17 protein-coding genes are annotated in these 17,158 nt (G+C 68.8%); 7 read left to right on the forward strand and 10 right to left on the reverse strand.

What is annotated here, in order from left to right; genetic code table 11:
• The first annotated feature begins 571 nt into the window (after window positions 1-571).
• From VIM26_RS06185 to VIM26_RS06200, 4 genes are all read left to right on the forward strand, one after another.
• Window positions 572-2,167 (forward strand): GGDEF domain-containing protein, encoded by a 1,596-nt coding sequence (locus tag VIM26_RS06185; RefSeq protein ID WP_331949476.1) that lies wholly within the window; start codon window positions 572-574, stop codon window positions 2,165-2,167.
• 253 nt (window positions 2,168-2,420) lie between these two features.
• Window positions 2,421-2,843 (forward strand): hypothetical protein, encoded by a 423-nt coding sequence (locus VIM26_RS06190; protein ID WP_331949477.1) that lies wholly within the window; start codon window positions 2,421-2,423, stop codon window positions 2,841-2,843.
• Window positions 2,843-4,081, forward strand: a complete 1,239-nt coding sequence (locus tag VIM26_RS06195; protein ID WP_331949478.1) for a putative T7SS-secreted protein — start codon at window positions 2,843-2,845, stop codon at window positions 4,079-4,081. Before VIM26_RS06190 ends, VIM26_RS06195 begins: the two co-directional genes overlap by 1 nt.
• A 57-nt stretch (window positions 4,082-4,138) precedes the next feature.
• Entirely contained in the window at window positions 4,139-4,648 is a 510-nt protein-coding gene (locus tag VIM26_RS06200) for a hypothetical protein (protein WP_331949479.1), read from the forward strand.
• 28 nt (window positions 4,649-4,676) lie between these two features.
• On the opposite strand, the gene VIM26_RS06205 is transcribed toward VIM26_RS06200, so the two are convergent.
• The 9 genes from VIM26_RS06205 to VIM26_RS06245 all read right to left on the reverse strand — a co-directional run bounded on the left by VIM26_RS06205 (window position 4,677) and on the right by VIM26_RS06245 (window position 14,178).
• Complete coding sequence (locus tag VIM26_RS06205) at window positions 4,677-5,246, reverse strand: hypothetical protein (RefSeq protein ID WP_331949480.1); 570 nt, start codon at window positions 5,244-5,246, stop codon at window positions 4,677-4,679.
• A complete protein-coding gene (locus tag VIM26_RS06210; protein ID WP_331949481.1) occupies window positions 5,243-5,722 on the reverse strand; it encodes a DUF4333 domain-containing protein in 480 nt (159 codons plus the stop codon). Before VIM26_RS06210 ends, VIM26_RS06205 begins: the two co-directional genes overlap by 4 nt.
• 108 nt (window positions 5,723-5,830) lie before the next feature.
• Window positions 5,831-7,063, reverse strand: a complete 1,233-nt coding sequence (locus VIM26_RS06215; RefSeq protein WP_331949482.1) for an LCP family protein — start codon at window positions 7,061-7,063, stop codon at window positions 5,831-5,833.
• Window positions 7,064-7,180: 117 nt separating this feature from the next.
• Window positions 7,181-8,632, reverse strand: a complete 1,452-nt coding sequence (locus tag VIM26_RS06220; protein ID WP_331949483.1) for an amino acid permease — start codon at window positions 8,630-8,632, stop codon at window positions 7,181-7,183.
• A gap of 217 nt (window positions 8,633-8,849) precedes the next feature.
• Window positions 8,850-9,782 carry a carbamate kinase gene (arcC, locus tag VIM26_RS06225; protein ID WP_331949484.1) on the reverse strand — a complete coding sequence of 311 codons (933 nt, stop codon included), beginning with the start codon at window positions 9,780-9,782 and terminating at the stop codon, window positions 8,850-8,852.
• On the reverse strand, window positions 9,782-10,783 hold the full coding sequence (gene argF / locus VIM26_RS06230) for an ornithine carbamoyltransferase (protein WP_331949485.1): 1,002 nt from the start codon (window positions 10,781-10,783) through the stop codon (window positions 9,782-9,784). The genes arcC and argF overlap by 1 nt, the downstream gene beginning before the upstream one ends.
• A complete protein-coding gene (locus VIM26_RS06235) occupies window positions 10,780-12,009 on the reverse strand; it encodes an arginine deiminase (protein WP_331949486.1) in 1,230 nt (409 codons plus the stop codon). The genes argF and VIM26_RS06235 overlap by 4 nt, the downstream gene beginning before the upstream one ends.
• Before the next feature lie 46 nt (window positions 12,010-12,055).
• Window positions 12,056-13,462, reverse strand: a complete 1,407-nt coding sequence (locus VIM26_RS06240; RefSeq protein WP_331949487.1) for an amino acid permease — start codon at window positions 13,460-13,462, stop codon at window positions 12,056-12,058.
• Between the two features lie 149 nt (window positions 13,463-13,611).
• Window positions 13,612-14,178 (reverse strand): hypothetical protein, encoded by a 567-nt coding sequence (locus VIM26_RS06245; RefSeq protein ID WP_331949492.1) that lies wholly within the window; start codon window positions 14,176-14,178, stop codon window positions 13,612-13,614.
• Here VIM26_RS06245 and VIM26_RS06250 point away from each other — a divergent pair.
• Together VIM26_RS06250 and VIM26_RS06255 are read left to right on the forward strand one after the other, a co-directional pair.
• A complete protein-coding gene (locus tag VIM26_RS06250; RefSeq protein ID WP_331949488.1) occupies window positions 14,074-14,694 on the forward strand; it encodes an Lrp/AsnC family transcriptional regulator in 621 nt (206 codons plus the stop codon). The two genes, VIM26_RS06245 and VIM26_RS06250, sit on opposite strands and share 105 nt — an antisense overlap.
• A gap of 64 nt (window positions 14,695-14,758) precedes the next feature.
• On the forward strand, window positions 14,759-15,874 hold the full coding sequence (locus tag VIM26_RS06255; protein ID WP_331949489.1) for an N-acetyltransferase: 1,116 nt from the start codon (window positions 14,759-14,761) through the stop codon (window positions 15,872-15,874).
• 27 nt (window positions 15,875-15,901) lie between these two features.
• Here VIM26_RS06255 and VIM26_RS06260 read toward each other — a convergent pair whose 3' ends face one another.
• Window positions 15,902-16,264, reverse strand: coding sequence for a hypothetical protein (locus VIM26_RS06260; protein ID WP_331949490.1), 363 nt, complete (start codon window positions 16,262-16,264; stop codon window positions 15,902-15,904).
• 362 nt (window positions 16,265-16,626) lie between these two features.
• Between VIM26_RS06260 and VIM26_RS06265 the strand changes: the two genes are divergently transcribed.
• Complete coding sequence (locus VIM26_RS06265; RefSeq protein ID WP_331949491.1) at window positions 16,627-16,881, forward strand: DUF4235 domain-containing protein; 255 nt, start codon at window positions 16,627-16,629, stop codon at window positions 16,879-16,881.
• Window positions 16,882-17,158 lie beyond the last annotated feature (277 nt).

A 17,158-nucleotide genomic window follows, 5' to 3' on the forward strand; every position in this document is an offset into this window, starting at 1 on the left:
TGATTCAGGCATCCCCTCCAGCTCAACCTGATCCACCCCGCCATCATAGCAGATCACAACGACTTTCCGACGAACTTGGCCAAAGAAAAAGCCCTGATCACAGAGCTAGTCAGTCAGATACTTCCGGAGGTCTGAGACTCGAGCGACCCTTAATCGCCGCTTCGTGATACTCCTCGCGAATCTCGACGAACTGACGAGAGCGCGTGACCGCTGCAAGGAGGGTTGCAGCGTCGGCGCGAACCTACAAGCCTGAACCACTTTGAGTTGAAGCGTTGCGATGCACCCACAACGACAGTTGCAGCGTCGCTGTCGCTCCCACGCCCACACCCAGGGTTGGGACGATTGCCGCGACCATGGTCGTCCGCCGCGGGAGGGTGGACGAAAGGATTCGGACACGACCGTGGGACGAACGACGTCTCGCGTTCGTGTCCTCGCGCAGGTCGTCGCCGGGTCCGCCGGACGACTCCGGTGGGTTCCTGCCCTGGCACAACCACTCAGGGTCGGCGCCTCCCTGCCGATGAGACGCAAAGGGATGACGCATCGCCCGCGGGATCGAGTTCCGGGAGGGCCGGTGGACGAGATCGACGCCGCACGCCCGCACGGGACCGGGCCGCGACCGACCGCGCTCTCACGTGACCGGGTCCTGCTCGTGCTGGCGATCCTGGTCGCCGCCTGCGTGGCCGGCTACGGCCCCGGTCTCGGCGATCGCTTCGTCCAGGTGCTGGTCTGCTGGACGCTGATGGCGGCCGTGCACACCGGCCTCGCGATCACCGCAACCTGGGTATCCCGCGCGGGTGGGGCGACGACGGCGACCCGGCGTGTGTGGGCCGCCGTCGCGGTGGCCGGTGCGGCCTACGCCGTCGGCGACGGGGTCCAGTTGGTGATGCTCGCCACCGGTCCGATGAGTCTGCAGGTCGCCCTGGGCGGGACGGTCCAGTCGTTGTCGGTGCTGGTGGGTACCGCGGCGCTGGTCATCGTCATGCTCACCTCCCCCCTCGGGCTCGGTTCGGGCCGGGAACGGACCCGGTTCTGGCTCGACGTGTCCATCGTGATGGCTGCTGCCACCGCCTTCGGCGGGTACTCCTACGCGACCGCCGACGGCTCCCGACTGGTGGCCGTGCTGCTCAGTCTTCTGATCGGACCCGGACTGTTCCTGGTGGGCGTGTTTGCCGTGGTGAAGCTGTACTTCAGCCCGCAGCCCCCGTTCTCCCGCCTGGCGGGCCTGACCCTCGCGGCGGCGGCGGCGGTGGAGGGGCTGGCGCAAGCCTCCAGCAGGCTGATGATCGAGAGCGGTCGGGTGTCCTGGCAGCTCGGCGTCACCGTGATCGCCAGCACGCTGCTCCTGGCTTCGGCCCGGATCCAGCAGCTCCAGGTCCGCGCCGACCCGGATGTCCTGCGCTCGCGGGTGCGCCGCCGGTTCAGCACCGTTCCGTACACGGCGATCGGGGCCACCTATGCGCTGCTCGTCTGGGCGCTCGCCGAGGTCGGCCTCAACGCGCACGTGTGGGTCGTCGTCGGCGGCGCGATCGTCAGCACGGGGCTCGTCGTGGGCCGCCAGGTCGTCGCGTTCACCGACAACACCCGCCTGCTGGACACGCTGGATGCCAAGGTGCGCGAGCTGCACCAGTCGCTGCGCGACCGTGACGACCTGGCCACCGAGCTGCGCCACGAGGCGTTCCACGACCCGCTGACGCACCTGGCAAACCGGGCGAAGTTCAACGAGCGGCTGGGGGTCGCGCTGAGCGACGTCGGGCCCGCCGCCGGGAACCTGACGTTGATGATCGTCGACCTCGACGGCTTCAAGCAGGTCAACGACCAGTACGGGCACGCCACTGGCGACGAGGTGCTGGTGGTGACCGCCCAACGGCTGCGCAACTGCGTCCGCGAGGTCGATCTCGTCGCCCGGCTCGGCGGGGACGAGTTCGCGGTCCTCCTGCAGGGCCTGCCGGGCGGCCCCGACGAGATCGCGGCGCGCATCGTCGACGCGATGGCCATGCCGTTCACGGTCTCCCGACGGACCGCCTCGATGAGCGCCAGCGTCGGGGTCGTGGTGGCCGACGACGGCGTCCGGACCGCCGAACAGCTGCTGCACGCCGCCGACACCGCGATGTACGCGGCCAAACGCGCCGGCAAGGGCAGCTACCACGTCGTCGCCGTGAGCGCCTGAACGGCAGGGACGCAGCGCACGGCCGCGCGGGACTTTCGGCGTCGTGCCAGGGACTGCCCGGTGAGGTTCGGGGACCACAGGACGGTTACCCAGCCCGGGCTGACGATCCGAGGGGCTCGCTCGTGGACTGCCGTATGGCGACGTGCGACCTGCCGAGCGCGTCGAGCGACGGCCGGCGAAGTCGCACGTGATCAGGCGTTATCCCCCGCGATCGACCACCCGCACTCACCTACACTGGCCGCACTCATTCGACATGCGGGGACGGGGCAGTTCCATCAACGGTTTCAGTGTCGACTATGAGGCGCTCGGCTCGGCTGCCAAGAAGATCACCTCGACCGTCGCTGACGGCACTCTCGAGAAGCAGTGCATTGCGTACGGGACGAACTACGGACACGACGCCCTCTCGGCTGCGGTGATCACCTTCACCGACGCCGTCGACCTGGGTGTCGAGCAGTTCGCGGCCAAGACGAAGGACCTCGCGGTCGGGCTGACCGAGCAGGTCGAGAACTACCGCGCAGTCGACGTCCGGGTCCAGAACCTGTTCGAGAACCCCGACGCGCTGTCCTCGCAGTCGCCACTCACCCCGCTGTCACCGCTCGCCCTCAACCAACTCCTCCCCGGCCTGAAGCCGGCGTTCCCGGTCCTTGCCAATGCGTTCCCTGCAGGGAACGCCTGATGGCCGCACTCGGCAGCACGGCCGACCCTGACGCCCTCGTGCCGGGCAGCCTCATCACCGTGCGGGCTGATGCAAGCGCCCTGCGGGCTCGGTCCGCGCAGCTCGACGACGCCGCCACCGCGCTCGCGCGGGTCCGCGTCCCCGGCTGGGACGGAACGAGCGCCGACGCGTTCTCGAAGAAGTTCAGCGCCGAGCCCCGGCATTGGCGCAAGACCGCTGATGCTCTGACCACCGCCGCCGCAAAGCTGGAGACCTACGCCAGAGTGCTCGCCGCGGCCAAGACCGACGCCGCAAACGCGATCGAGCTCTGGGCGGCCGCTGAGGCGTCCAGCAAGGCTGGGGCGCGCACGTACAACGCGGCCGTCAGCGTTTACGAGGGCTCGATGAACACGACGAGCCCGGTCCCGTCACCCGGGGCGTTCTCCGACCCCGGCGCCGAGGGACGGGATCGGGCCGAACAGCTCCTTGACGACGCCCAGGGCGCGGTGCGCCGGGCAGGCGACGATGCCGCCGACGGTCTCGCCGAGATCGTCATCAGCGACAGCCCGATCGTCGACAAAGAGGCGAACGGGGATATGTGGGGGAAGTCGGGGAAGACCTCGGGTTCCCTATTCACGATCGACCCCCAGATGGGGAAGAAGAAGATGAAGTGGAACCTCGACTTCGCCAAGGCCGAGGGGGAGGCTCACTTCCTTGAAGGAGACGCGTCGGCCGGGGTGAAGCGCGGTGCCGCCTATGCGACAGCGGCCGCCGCCGGGGCCATCGCCGCGAAGGGCAGCGCCGCTTTCGGCATGAAGGACGAGAAGTTCTCAGCCAAGGCCGAAGGCAGCGCCGTCGTCGAAGGAAACGCCTCGGCCCGGGCCGGCTACAAGGACGTGAACGCCGGGGTCGGAGTCAGCGCCTCCGCTGGAGTCGAGGCCGCGCTCGGCGTCACCGCAGGCAAGGACGGTGTCGAGGCAGTGGCGAGCGCCGGGGTCCTCGCCAAGGCCGGGGTCGAGGGGGACGTCGAGGTCGCCGGGGTCGGCGGCAAGGTCAAGGCCGAGGCCATGGCCGGGTACGGCTACGAAGCCAAGGCTGGCGCGATTCACAACGTCGACGGCAGTTGGACGATGGGCTTCACGGCAGGCCTGGCCGTCGACGTCGGCCTCTCGGTCTCGCCCTCCATCACCCTCAACCCGACGGAAATGCTCGACGGGGCGAACGACGCGGCCGACTTCTTCGGCAGCCTCGTCGACTAACCCGATCGGCCCGCACGACGCACGAGCACGTACGAGTTCTACGAATCGAGGAGACGCATGCCCGCCGTCCCGCCGCCCGTCACATTCTCACTCCCGGCCGGCTGGCGTCCGGCCTCGGTCGAGGCCGTCCAGGCCGCCGGCCTCGGTTTCATCGCACTCCATCCGAGCCCCGACACCGGATTCACCGCCAACATCACACTCGGCGGGCAGACCGTGACCGAGCCCGACGCAGTGACGGCGCTGGCTGACGCGGCCGTCCTGCGGCTGCACGCCACCGAGCAGGACGTGACGATCCGGCACCGTGGGGTCGTGGGGCACGCGCCTGCCCCCGGCCTGGCCCAGGAGGTCCGGCTCACGACGATGGTCAACGCCGCGCCCCTCGAGCTCGCCCAGCTGCAGGTATTCCTGCCCGCGGTCGACGTCGCCGACGAGAGCCGGCAGGTCGTCTACACCGTGACGTTCACCGCCACGGTGCGCCAGGCGGGGGAACTCGTCGAGGACTTCCAGGCCTTCGTACGCAGTGTCCGTCCGGGTCCCGCCACGTTCCCCGAGCCCGACGACGGGTAGGGCACCGCTGCGCTCGGGGCGGCCCTGGCTACAACTTGCCGGTCGCTGCGCCATAGGCCAGCGCCCCGAGGACTGCCAAGGCGATGGCGCCACCGATGATGCCGAAAACCCGCGCTATCCGCTCGACCGACCCAGCCTTCTCCGTCCATCCGAGCTCGGCCGCGGGGATGCGGATCCTATCGTGGCCCTCGGCCGAGTCGAAGGTGAAGTCGCCGACCGGCAGAGGGGCGCCCTCCTTGAGCCCGAAGGTGCGGCGGGTCGAGTACTCGTCGATGCGCCCCCACCTCTTCTCGATGAGGGGCTTATCAATCGCCGAGGGCATGAGCCGCGGCCCCCCGCCCGGTGCGTCGAAGCCCGCGTCCGCCCTGACGTCCAGGTGGATGTCGGTGATTGTCATCGTCCGCTGCGTCTCGTCGAGCGCGACCCGGTGCTCGACGACCTTCTGGATGCCGCTGTCACGTAGCAGGTCGCCCCACTGGGCGTCGATGACATCGATCCGCAGATCGAAACCGGTCGCCGTGGGGATCATCTGGTACGGGGTGTCCTCCGCCTGGGCGGCGACCGCCGCCCGCAGCTCGTCGCTCGAGCCGTTACTCATGACGCATCGCTCTCAGGCAGCGGAGCCGAGGCCGAGCAGCGGGCGAGGACCAGGTCCAGGCCGACCGTTATCGAGGCCGCGAGGCCATTCCTGCGAGCGAGGCTATTCATGGCGGCATCATGACATGGCCGAGTCACGGTGCCGGACCGAGCAGACGTGCCCGTCCGGAAGTCGACGTTCTCACCGACGGCGCGGACGGTCAGCGTCACGCCGAACGACCCGGTGCCGTCGGTCAGCGTGCAGCGGACCGTGGCGCCCACCTTGGCTTGCGGAGGGTCCGGGCACTTGATTGCGCCCGGCGCGAGGTCGACCTGGCCACTCAGCGCCGCGGTGACCTTCTTGACGAGCGTTTCCGAGGGGACTGGCTCGGGGCCGCCGACGTTGGCCGAGACGTGAGCCTCACAGCCGGCGAGCTCCAGGGCCGGGGCGATCATGATCGGGACGGCCAGACTGCTCGTGCGGAGGTGGCTGTTCACGGCGACATGCTGACACGGCCTCATCATCAACCTGGAAGGCACACGCGAGCCGAGCCACCGGCTCCGTTAGCGCTCTCTTCGCAGGTCCGGGCGTCGAATTGCCGTCCGTCAGCCGCAAACGACCGAAGCGGTCGCGCCGCCCGTGACGACGGGCGCGGTCACCACCGGGGCGGTGGGCGTCGGCGTCGTGGGTGACGTCGGCGTCGTCGATCCTGGGGCTGTGGCGGTTCCGGCCGGGACGGCGGGTGCCGCCGGCTTGGCCGGGGAGATGGGCTTGTCGGCGATCAGGTTCGCCCACACGGCGTCGGCGGCCGGCGTCATGACGACCCGGTTCGGATCCGACGGCGCCGGCCCGAACGGGATGGTCATGAAGGTGACGGTGCCCGTGCCGCGCAGGCTGTAGGCGAGGCCGGTCAGGTGGCTGATCGACGCCAGCTCGGGGTTGGCGGTGATTGACGACGTCGCGGCGCTCAGGAACTTGAGCAGCGCGGGGCCGTCGGTGAGCAGGTTCTTCGACTGCACCATGCGCACGGTGGCGGCGAGGAGCTGCTGCTGGCGCACGATCCGGCCGGTGTCCGACCCGTCGCCGAGGCCCTTGCCTTTGCGGGCGCGGGCGAAGGCGAGCGCGGTCGTCCCGTTGAGGGTCTGCGCACCCGCCTTGACGTGCAGGCCGGCGGCGGGCGAGTCCATGTCGTTCTGGATGCAGATCGGGACGCCGCCCAGCGCGTCGATCATGCGGGTGAACCCGGTCATGTCGATCACGACGTACCCGTTCAGAAAGACATGGGTGTTGGTCTCGACGGTGTTCATCGCGCAGGCCGCGGCGTCGGACACCTTGCCCGCGGACGCGCCGATCGCGAACGCGGAGTTGAACATTCCGGTCCGAGGGGTCGACTTGGAACCGTCGGACCGCAGGCAGACCGGGATCTTCACGAGCGTGTCCCGCGGGATCGAGACGAGCTCGACGCGGGTCCGATTTGCCGAGAGGTGCAGCACGATCGTCGTGTCGGAGCGCATGCCCGCCACCTCGCCGGCGATCTTCGCGTTCGCGCCGGCCCGGTTGTCCGAACCCATCAGCAGGATGTTGAGCGGCTTGCCGGCGCTCGGGTCGGCGGGGGGCGGGACCGTCGGCCGCGCGCTGGGCAGCAGGGCGGTGACGTCGACCGCCTGGATGTTTCCCTGCAGCCGGGAGTACGCGGTGGCCCCGCCGGTCGCTCCGAGCGCGAGCAGCGCGGTCATCGTCAGCGCGATGCCTCGCGCGACCCGATGCGACTCGGGCTTGCGGGCGTGGCGCGCGGGGCTCTTCGGGCGACGCGGCGTGGCGGCCGACTTGTTGGGCACGCCAGTACTTTATTGGCTCTCCGGCACGCTGACCTGGCGATTCGAGGCGCCCATCCGCGCCTTTGCGTGAAGATTTTGCGCACGCCACGCGCGGTGGGATGTGCCAGAACGCGCGACCTAGTCGACGACGACGTTCGGCGTGGTCGGCGCCGCCAGCGCCGGCACCGGGAGCGGCTCGGTCATGTGCCGGCGTTGTACCAGGTAGACCGGGATACCGACGGCGAAGGCGGCCCCGGCCATCAGGAACGGACCCCAGACGACGTACCAGGTGTTGCCGGTGTTCCGGGAGTAGTAGAGGAAGGCGATCGAGAAGACCAGCGCGACCACCGCCACCGACAGGTCCAGCGCGAACCGCGGCGTGCGCAGCGTCTTGTCGTCCTGGATGCGCCACTTGATCTGGACCATCGCCGAGAAGGCGTACGGGATGGCCGCGGTGATCCCGGTCATCAGGACCAGCGTGGTAAACACCGTCGAACCGCTCGTGCCCAGGTAGCTGATCACGACGGCGATCGACCCGAGCACCGTCGACGCGATGATGCTGAAGGCCGGAACGCCGCGACGCGATACCCGGCCGAACCGCGCCGGGAACAGGCCGTCCTTCGCGGCGGCGAGCGGCATCTCTGCGCCGACCATCATCCAGCCGTTGAGGGTGCCGATGCCGGAGGCGATGACGGCCAGCGCGACGAGGTCACCGGCCCAACCCCCACCGCCGGCCATCACGTTGGCCACCACCGAGTACGACGCCTTGTTGCCAGCCAGGGCCAGCTGGCTCGTGGGGATGATGCCGAACACGGCGACCATCGACAGCAGGTAGACGGCGGCGCTGGCGAGCGTGCCGTAGATCGTCGCCTTGGGGACGTTGCGCTCGGGGTCGCGACACTTCGCGGCCGCGACCGAGGCCGTCTCGAGGCCCAGGTAGCTGAACAGCGCGATCGCCATCGCCCCGCCGATCGCGGACAGGCTGCTGTCGCGGCTGACGTTCCAGGGGAGGAAGTTCACCGACTTGATGAAGAACAGCCCGAACGTGGACACGATGACCAGGGGGATGAACTTGAGGACGGTGGTCAGGACCTGGACCGCCCCCATGCTGCGAATCCCGATGAGGTTGATCGCCGTCGGGACCCACAGCCCGACGAACGCAATCACGATGGACCAGCCGACGTCGCCGTCCTTGTTCAGGAAGTGCTCGACGTAGAACACCCAGCCGACGACGATCGCGGCGTTCCCGCCCCAGGCGGTGATCCAGTAGGACCAGGCGTTCGCGAAGCCGACCGCGTTGCCGAACCCCGAGCGCGCGAACGCGTACGGCCCGCCGGCGGCCGGCATCCGGCGCGTCATCACGGCGAAGATCATCGCGAGCGCCAGCGCGCCCACCGTGGCCAGGCCCATGGCCACCAGGCTGATCGGGCCGTAGGACGCCATCGCGTAGGGCAGCGAGAAGATGCCGACCCCGACGATGCTGCCCATCACCAGGGCCGTCGACTGGCGCAGGTTGAGCGAGCGGTGCTCGGCGGGCCCCTCGCGCGCGGGCGGGCCGGGCCGGGCGTCGTCGTGCGTCTGCAGGACCATGGTGACCTCCGTCGGACCAGTGAGTACCGTCGGCGGTCAATCAAGAGGAGATCGAGCGGGACCTGGCGACCCTACCCTCGCCGCAGATCTGCTCGATCTCGGGTGTCTTTCGTCCCGGTTGTGCGTGCGCCGAACCCCGACAATTCGCCCGGCGCGCAAAAAGGCCCCACCCGAGGACTCGGATGGGACCTTTTTCCGCACGGTTCGCGCGCGGCCCTCAGCGGAAGGTGACCCCGCTCGCGGTCATCGACACCCGGGTTCCGGCCTTCCCCGCGAGAAGCGCGGGCAGGTCGCCGAGCGCCCCGATGACGGCGTCGCGCCCGGACTCGCGCGCGAACTCGATCGCCGCATCCACCTTGGGCCCCATGGAGCCGGCCGTGAAGTCGAACGTGGCGAGCTCGTCGGGGTGGATGTCCGCGATCGCCCGCTGGTCGGGCGTCCCCCAGCCGAGATAGACGGCGTCGACGTCGGTGGCCACCACGAGAACGTCGGCATGCAGGTCCCGTGCGAGCACCGCACTGGCCCGGTCCTTGTCAATGACCGCGTCGACGCCGATCAGGGTGCGGGTGCCTCGCCGGTACATCGTGGGGATGCCACCGCCGCCCGCGCAGACGACCACGCTGCCCAGGGCCAGCAGCGCCTCGATCTGACGCATCTCGAAGATCCGCTTGGGAAGCGGGGAGGGCACGACCCGGCGCCAGTGGTCGCCGTCGGGCTTCACGACCCAGCCCTGCGACTGCGCCAGCTGATGCGCCCGTTCCTCCGTGTACACCGGTCCGACGAACTTGGTCGGGTCGTTGAACGCGGGGTCCGCCGGGTCCACCTCGGTCATGGTGAGGATGGTCGCGATCGACTTCTCGAACGGCAGCCGGTTCCCGAGCTCCTGCTCGATGAGGTACCCGATCATCCCCTCGGTCTGAGCACCGAGCACGTCGAAGGGGTACGCCGACGCGTCGTCGTACGCGGCGGCCTGCAGGGCGAGCAGGCCGACCTGTGGCCCGTTGCCGTGCGTGATCACCAGCTCGTGCTCCAGGGGGACCGGCGCCAGGGCGGCGCAGGCGATGGCGATGTTGGCGCGCTGGTTCTGCGCGGTCATCGGCGCGCCGCGGCGCATCAGCGCGTTGCCGCCCAGGGCGACGACGACGCGCATCAGGACCCCAGGGTGGCGACCATGATCGCCTTGATCGTGTGCATGCGGTTCTCGGCCTGGTCGAACACGATCGAGTGGTCCGACTCGAAGACCTCGTCGGTGACCTCGAGGGCCGCCAGACCGGTCTGCTCGAAGATCTGCTGCCCGACCGCGGTGTTCCGGTCGTGGAACGCGGGCAGGCAGTGCATGAACTTCACGTCGGGATTGCCGGTCTTGCCCAGCAGATCCATCGTGACCTGGTACGGCGCGAGGGCCGCGATGCGCTCGTCCCAGATCTCCTTGGGCTCACCCATGGACACCCACACGTCGGTGTAGACGAAGTCGACGTCGGCGACGCCGTCGGCGACGTCCTCGGTCAGGGTCAACCGCGCTCCGGTGACCTCCGCGATGGCCCGCGCTGCGGCCACCACCTCGTCGCTGTTCCACAGCTTTCGGGGGGCCACGATGCGCACGTCCATGCCCATCAGCGCGCCGGCCACGAGCAGGGAGTTGCCGACGTTGTTGTGGGCGTCGCCGCAGTAGGCGAAGGCGATGTCCTTGTCGTCCTTGGCGCAGTGCTCGCGCATGGTGAGCATGTCGCACAGCGTCTGGGTCGGGTGCCATTCATCGGTGAGGCCGTTCCACACGGGCACGCCGGACCAGGTCGCGAGGGCCTCGACGCTCTCCTGGGAGAACCCGCGGTACTCGATCGCGTCAAACATCCGGCCCAGCACCCGAGCGGTGTCCTTGACCGATTCCTTGCTGCCCATCTGGGACCCGCTCGGGTCGAGGTAGGTGACGTGCGCGCCCTGGTCGTGGGCGGCCACCTCGAAGGCGCACCGGGTCCGCGTGGAGGACTTCTCGAAGATCAGCGCGACGTTCTTCCCGGCCAGGCGGGGTTGTTCGGTGCCGGCATATTTCGCCGCCTTGAGGTCCGCCGCCAGTCCGAGGAGGAATTTCCACTCCTTGGGACTGAAATCGAGCTCCTTGAGGAAGCTCCGCGCTCGAAGGTTGAAGCTCATGCTTTCACCGCATCTCTCTCGATCGGGCAGGTCATACATCTCGGGCCGCCTCTGCCGCGGCCGAGCTCGGAGCCCACGACCGGCACGACGTCGATTCCTTCGTCGCGCAGGTAGCGGTTCGTGGTGGTGTTTCGCTCGTAGCCCATGACGACGCCCGGCGAGATCGCGAGGAAGTTGTTTCCGTCGTCCCACTGCTCGCGTTCCGCGCCCGTCCGGTCGACGGGGGCGCGCAGCACCCGAACCTTGTCGATGCCCAGCGCCTCCGCCACCACCGGGAACAGGTCCTTGTTCTGGGCAATCTCGTAGTCGCCACCGGCACCCACCGGGGTCAGGGTGAAGGACCGGAGCTCGTCGGGGAGGTACGGGTAGACCGAGAAGGCATCGGCGTCGACCATGGTCATCGCGGTGTCCAGGTGCATGAAGGCCCGCACCTTGGGCAGTTCGACCACGATCACCGAGTGGACATTCCCCTGCTGGAACAGCAACCGCGCGAGGGTCTGCACCCCCTGGGGAGTGGTGCGCTCGCCCATTCCGATCATGACGGCTCCGTTGCCGATCACCAGCACGTCGCCGCCTTCGACGGTGGCGTGATCGTGGGGTGCGGAGTCATTGCCGTAGATGATGTCCAGGCCCGCGCCCGTGAACATCGGGTGGAAGTTGTAGATCAACCGGGAATTGATCGTCTCCCGCTTGCGCGCCTTCTTCGCCATGGGGTTGATCGACAGGGTGTTGTACATCCACGCCGAGTTGTCGCGCTGGAACAGGTGATTGGGCAGCGGTCGCAGCAGGAAGTCGTCGATCCCCATGGACTCCATCAGCAGGCTCTTGGCCGCCATGAGCGGCAACAGGTCGCGCTTCAGGACCCCCGCGACGAGCATCTCGGCCAATCGCGGCGCCGGGGTCTGGCCCACGAGCATCTCGAACGGCCCGTCCAGCGCCGGGCCGAACCGCATCTCCGCGGTCAGCCGCTCGTGCAGGAAATCCCTCGCACCCGGCTCGTCGAGCGCCTCGGCGAGCAGGTCACCGAAATCGTGCACGGTGACCCCGCGCCCCCGCAGCTGGCTGACGAACGCGTCGTGCTCCGTTCGGGCCCGGTCGGCCCACATGATGTCGTCGAAGAGCAGGTCTTTGACGTTCTGCGGGGTCAGGCGATCCAGCTCCAGCCCGGGCCGATGAACGATCGCCTGGTTCAGCCGGCCTACTTCGGAGTCCACATGGAATGGCATGGCGGATCCTTCTGTCGAATTGGTGGACGTGCAAGGTGGTAAGAATTCAGCGATATTCGGGTGCGGGCGTCGGGGAGGTCATGCGGCCCCGTTGCGCGAGGTAGACCGGGATGCCGACGAGGAACGCTGCGCCGGCCATCAGGAACGGCCCCCACACCACGTACCAGGTGTTGCCGGTGTTCCGGGAGTAGTAGAGGAAGGCGATCGAGAAGATCAGCGCGACGATCGCCACCGAGAGGTCGAGCGCGAACCGCGGGGTGCGCACGACGCGGTTGTCGTGCAGGCGCCACGTGATCTGCGCCAGTGCGGAGAAGGCGTACGGGACGGCCGCCGTGATCCCGGTCATCAAGACCAGCGTCGTGAACACGGTCGAGCCGCTCGTCCCCAGGTAGCTGATCACCACCGCCACCGAGGCCAGCGCGGTCGACGCCACGATGCCGAACGCCGGTACGTTGCGCGCGGACAACCGGCCGAACCGCGCCGGGAAGAGACCGTCCTTGGCGGCGGCGAGAGGCATCTCGGCACAGATCATCGTCCAGCCGTTGAGGGCACCGATGCCGGACACGATGACGGCCAGCGCCACGAGGTCCCCGGCCCACGAGCCACCGCCGGCCATCGCGTTGGCCGCGACGGAGTACGACGCCTTGTTCGCGTCCAGGGCCAGCTGGCTGGTGGGGATGATGCCGAACACGGCGACCATCGACAGCAGGTAGACCGCGGCGCTGGCGAGCGTGCCGTAGATGGTCGACTTGGGGACGTTGCGCTCGGGGTCGCGGACCTTGGCGGCGGCGACCGCGGCCGTCTCCACCCCGAGATAGCTGAACAGGGCGATCGCCATCGCGCCGCCGATCGCGGCCAGGCTGGTCTCCCCGCTGACGTTCCACGGGACGAAGTTCGCCGACTTGATGAAGAACAGCCCGAGCGTGGACACGACGACCAGGGGGATGAACTTGAGCACCGTCGTCCAGACCTGGACGGCGCCCATGTTCCGCACGCCGGTCAGGTTGATCGCGGCCGGGACCCACAGCCCGACCAGGGCGATCACGATGGACCAGCCGACGTCACCGCCCTTGTTCAGGAAGTGCTCGACGTAGTACACCCAGCCGACGACGATCGCCGCGTTCCCGGCCCAGGCGGTGATCCAGTAGGACCAGGCGTTCGCGAAGCCGACCGCGTTGCCGAAGCCCGAGCGGGCGAAGGCGTAGGGCCCACCCGCCGCCGGCAACCGTCGTGACATCACGGCGAACATCAGGGCGAGCGCCACCGCGCCGACGGTCGCCAGCCCCATGGCCACCAGGCTGATCGGGCCGTAGGACGCCATCGCGTAGGGCAACGAGAAGATGCCCACCCCGATGATGCTGCCCATGATCAGCGCCGTCGACTGGGGCAGCGACAGCGTGCGGTCGGCAGGAGGCGCCTTGACCGGGCGCGCTGTGTGAGCTTCTTGGACCATGCTGAGACCTCCGAAATTGACGCGGACTGCGGTCATCCAGTCGTCAGGTCGAGAGGGTTCCAGGTCGGCTGACCCGGGATCGGTCCAAGTGGCGAGAGCGAGGATGTCGTGCGGGGAAACGTGTTCACCGAAGAGCTGACGCGGACGCGTCAGGCGGGGATCGGGACGGCCGCTCGGCCGAGAAGACCGAACAGATTCTTCGGATCGGCGGGCGCTGCGACCAGGTCGACCTCGTCGAAATACGTGGTGCCGTCGACGGCGTCCCGCAGGTAACGGAGCGCGGAGAAGTCCTCGATCGCAAATCCAACCGAATCGAAGATGGTGAGCTGGTCCGGCGAGGTGCGACCCGCTGCGCGGCCGCTGAGAACCTCCCAGAACTCGATCACCGGGAAGTCCGCCGCCAGCTGCTGAATCTCACCCTCGACTCGGGTCTGCTCGGCGAACTCGACGAATACGGCGGCGCGCTCGAGGAGCTCCGCGTCGAGCTCGGTCTTGTCGGGGCAGTCGCCGCCGATGGCGTTGATGTGCACGCCCGGCCCGACCATGCTGCTCGTGAGGATTCTGGCGGCCAGGGACGAAAGTCCTGCTCCAAGTAATCGATCATGCCGGCGATGATGCGCTCCACGCCCTGGTCGCAGGTCCAGCGCCTGATGTTTCTCACGTTCACGAAACGCACCACGAGTGCCCCTTCGGTTGTCTGCTACGACTCTAAAGATGGGCGATGTGCACGCACAATTGCCAGAGCGCGCCACTTTGTCCAGCAGATTGCGCAAGTTGACGTGCGCGGCTGTACGGTCTGTGTCATGCAGAGGCTTGACGAACTTGACTGCCGGCTGATCGCCGAACTACGTGCCGACGGGCGAGTACCCGTGTCCACGCTCGCGCGAATTCTCGGCGTCACAAGAGCGACGGTGAACAGTCGACTGAAGCGGTTGCTCGATTCCGGCACCGTGCTCGGCTTCTCCGTTCGGGTGCACGATGAACGGGACCCCGACGCAATCCGGGCAATTGCCCTCATTGAGGTCGAAGGACGCTCGACGGATCAGGCCATCAGGCACCTGCGCGGCTTTCCGGAGGTCCGGGCGCTGCACACGACCAATGGCGGCTGGGACCTGGTCGCCGAGCTTCGCACCGACACGCTGAGCAACTTCGATCACCTGCTCGCCCGGATCCGATCCGTCGAGGGTGTCGTCAACAGCGAGACGAGCGTGCTGCTCAGCTCCGCGATGTGATGGCGCCGGTCCGGTCGGCAGAAATTGACGTGCCCGAACGGCCCGGTGGCCGCACGCTGGAGTCATGAGAACCGAAGTCGGGACGACCGCCTGGCGGATCCTGCCCGTCCCGGTCCCGTCCTCCCTCGACGACGACGACGCGTGGGCCCTGCACGCCGTCGCCGCGCTCGAGCGTGCGACCCAGGAGGCGGCGTGGGGTCACCACGACCTCGCCTACCCGGCGCAGGCGAACCTGGTGAAGCTCCAGGACGCGCGGTACACCCGGCGCGTGCAGCTGGTCGCGGTCCCCGCGGACCGGCCACGGGACGTGCTCGGCGCGGCGATCATGCGCCTGTTCCAGCGGAGCAACACCCACCTGGTCGAGGTCGACGTGCTCGTGCGCCCGGACCAGGTCGGACGCGGAGTCGACGACGCGTTGCTCGACGCGGCTCTCGATCACGCCCGGGCCGACGGCCGGCGCGTCGCGATCCTGTCCAGCGAGCACACCCGCGAGCCCGCGCCGGACGACCCCGGCGTGCTGGTCGCCCCCACCGGCAGCGGCCGGATCCAGCGGACCGATCCGGGCGCCACGCTCGCGGAACGATTCGGGTTCACCCTTGAGCAGGCCGACCGGTACAGCGTGCTCGAGCTGCCGGTGGCGCCCGAGCGGCTCGCCGAGCTGCGGTCGTCCGCGGCGGCGGTGGCGGGCGCGGAGTACCGGACGGTCACCTGGGTGGACCGCTGCCCGGAGGAATGGGTCGAGGAGTTCGCCCGCCTGGAGACCCGGATGACGACCGACGCCCCGAGCGCCGGGCTTGAGATCGACGAGGACCCGTGGGACGCCGCACGCGTCCGGGCCTCGGAGGCCTCGATCGCGCAGGCGGGTCGGGACAGCCTCGTGACCGCCGTCGTGCATGAGCCGAGCCACACCCTGGCGGGTTTCACGATGGTGGAGCTCCCGCGCGCTACCCCCGAGGTGGTTTACCAGGAGAACACGCTCGTGGTGCGCGAGCACCGCGGGAAGCGGCTGGGCATGCTCGTGAAGGCGGTCAACCTCGAGCAGCTCGCCGCGCGGTTCCCGGGTGCGCGCCGCGTGCACACGTGGAACGCGGAGGAGAACTCGTTCATGCTCAACATCAACGTGGCACTCGGGTTCCGGCCCGTCGGGGTCTACGCGATGTGGCAGAAGCACCTGGACTGACCCCCGCGCCGTTCGGGTCGGGAGGTGTCAGGCGGGGATGTCTCGCACGGTGAGTTTGACGGACCGCGCAATGTGCCGGAGCTGCGTAGCGAGCTCCTTCATCAGGCCCAGGTGGACCGTGCTGATGTGCACGGAGAAGGCATCGCGGGCACCGTTCGGGAAGATCGAAGTCTCAAGGTAGCCCTCACGCACCGCGTCGTCCGGCCTGCGGATCGTATAGATCTCGGTCACCGCCCGGCCCGCGGGCACAGGGGCGGACCGGAGGTCATAGTCGACGATCGTCGCCCCGTCGACCTCGTGGATCTTCGCGCTCCTGGCCGCCGCGAAGGCCTGGCCCGAGACCTTCACGGCCGGCGCGAAACGCAGGACGAAGATGTCGAGCGTCGCCACGCCGTCGCCGGTGGACCGATTCGCCGATCAAGATCGCCCTCCGAGAGATCGTGAAACCCAGCTCCAGGGCCGCCCGATTCTTGGCCATGACCGACCGGCGCACGTGGGCCTGCGCTTCGGGCCCGTCCGCATGCCGTGCCGCCAGCTCTGCAGCCACCGACCCGACGTCCGCGCCGACCGCCCAGGCGGCCCACTCGTCCTTCGGGATGTGGAGATTGAAGTGCTCGAGCCGTTTGACCATCGTGAGCAAAGCCTTCCGCGTGGGTTGGTGTCGAAGCTAGCCCGTCGACCGACCGCACGGCGGCGGGCCGAGGGGTGCTCGCGGCACTAGCGTGGGGGCGTACCCGCCCCAAGGAGGTCCCGTGGCCGACAAGTCCACCCGCACCACAATCTCGAAGCTGGTCGGCACGGCGGCAGCGCTCGGCGCCGCGATAGTCGCTCAGAAGACCGTCGGGGCCCTGTGGAAGTCGTTCACCGGACACCCGTTACCCAGCCCCGAGGACGAGACCGGCGAGGCCGGGCTGCTCGAGATCGCCTTGGCCGCGGTCATCAGCGGCGCCGTCGTCGCACTGGTCCGCGTCCTGGCCATCCGCGGAGCGGCCCGCGCCCTGCGCTGACAGCCCCCACCGGCCGCCCTCCCGACCGGCCCGCCGGCCGACAACCGCGTCGGGCCATGGCGCTCCAGCGTAGGGCTGGCGGTGCGGAGGGACGCGCGAGTGACGGATGGTGACCCTGAGACAGAATTGGATGTCACATCGTCCCCACGTGTCACTCCAGTCCCACGCGCGTCCCTCCACACCGGGCGTCGCCCGAAAGTCCCTCCAAGGCCGCGATGACTTTCCCCTAACGTCCGAGCGTTGACGTCCTATAGGACGTCAACGCTCGGACGTTAGG

The organism is Pengzhenrongella sp. (assembly GCF_036565025.1).
In the GTDB taxonomy this organism is placed as follows: Bacteria; Actinomycetota; Actinomycetes; order Actinomycetales; family Cellulomonadaceae; genus Pengzhenrongella.

What these genes read in the sequence shown, in the direction of transcription:
- VIM26_RS06190 (WP_331949477.1), top strand. Translation starts at nt 2,421, where the DNA reads ATGCGGGGACGGGGCAGTTCCATCAACGGTTTCAGTGTCGACTATGAG.
- VIM26_RS06195 (WP_331949478.1), top strand. Translation starts at nt 2,843, where the DNA reads ATGGCCGCACTCGGCAGCACGGCCGACCCTGACGCCCTCGTGCCGGGC.
- VIM26_RS06200 (WP_331949479.1), top strand. Translation starts at nt 4,139, where the DNA reads ATGCCCGCCGTCCCGCCGCCCGTCACATTCTCACTCCCGGCCGGCTGG.
- VIM26_RS06205 (WP_331949480.1), bottom strand. Translation starts at nt 5,246, where the DNA reads ATGAGTAACGGCTCGAGCGACGAGCTGCGGGCGGCGGTCGCCGCCCAG.
- VIM26_RS06220 (WP_331949483.1), bottom strand. Translation starts at nt 8,632, where the DNA reads ATGGTCCTGCAGACGCACGACGACGCCCGGCCCGGCCCGCCCGCGCGC.
- arcC (WP_331949484.1), bottom strand. Translation starts at nt 9,782, where the DNA reads ATGCGCGTCGTCGTCGCCCTGGGCGGCAACGCGCTGATGCGCCGCGGC.
- argF (WP_331949485.1), bottom strand. Translation starts at nt 10,783, where the DNA reads ATGAGCTTCAACCTTCGAGCGCGGAGCTTCCTCAAGGAGCTCGATTTC.
- VIM26_RS06235 (WP_331949486.1), bottom strand. Translation starts at nt 12,009, where the DNA reads ATGCCATTCCATGTGGACTCCGAAGTAGGCCGGCTGAACCAGGCGATC.
- VIM26_RS06240 (WP_331949487.1), bottom strand. Translation starts at nt 13,462, where the DNA reads ATGGTCCAAGAAGCTCACACAGCGCGCCCGGTCAAGGCGCCTCCTGCC.
- VIM26_RS06250 (WP_331949488.1), top strand. Translation starts at nt 14,074, where the DNA reads ATGATGCGCTCCACGCCCTGGTCGCAGGTCCAGCGCCTGATGTTTCTC.
- VIM26_RS06255 (WP_331949489.1), top strand. Translation starts at nt 14,759, where the DNA reads ATGAGAACCGAAGTCGGGACGACCGCCTGGCGGATCCTGCCCGTCCCG.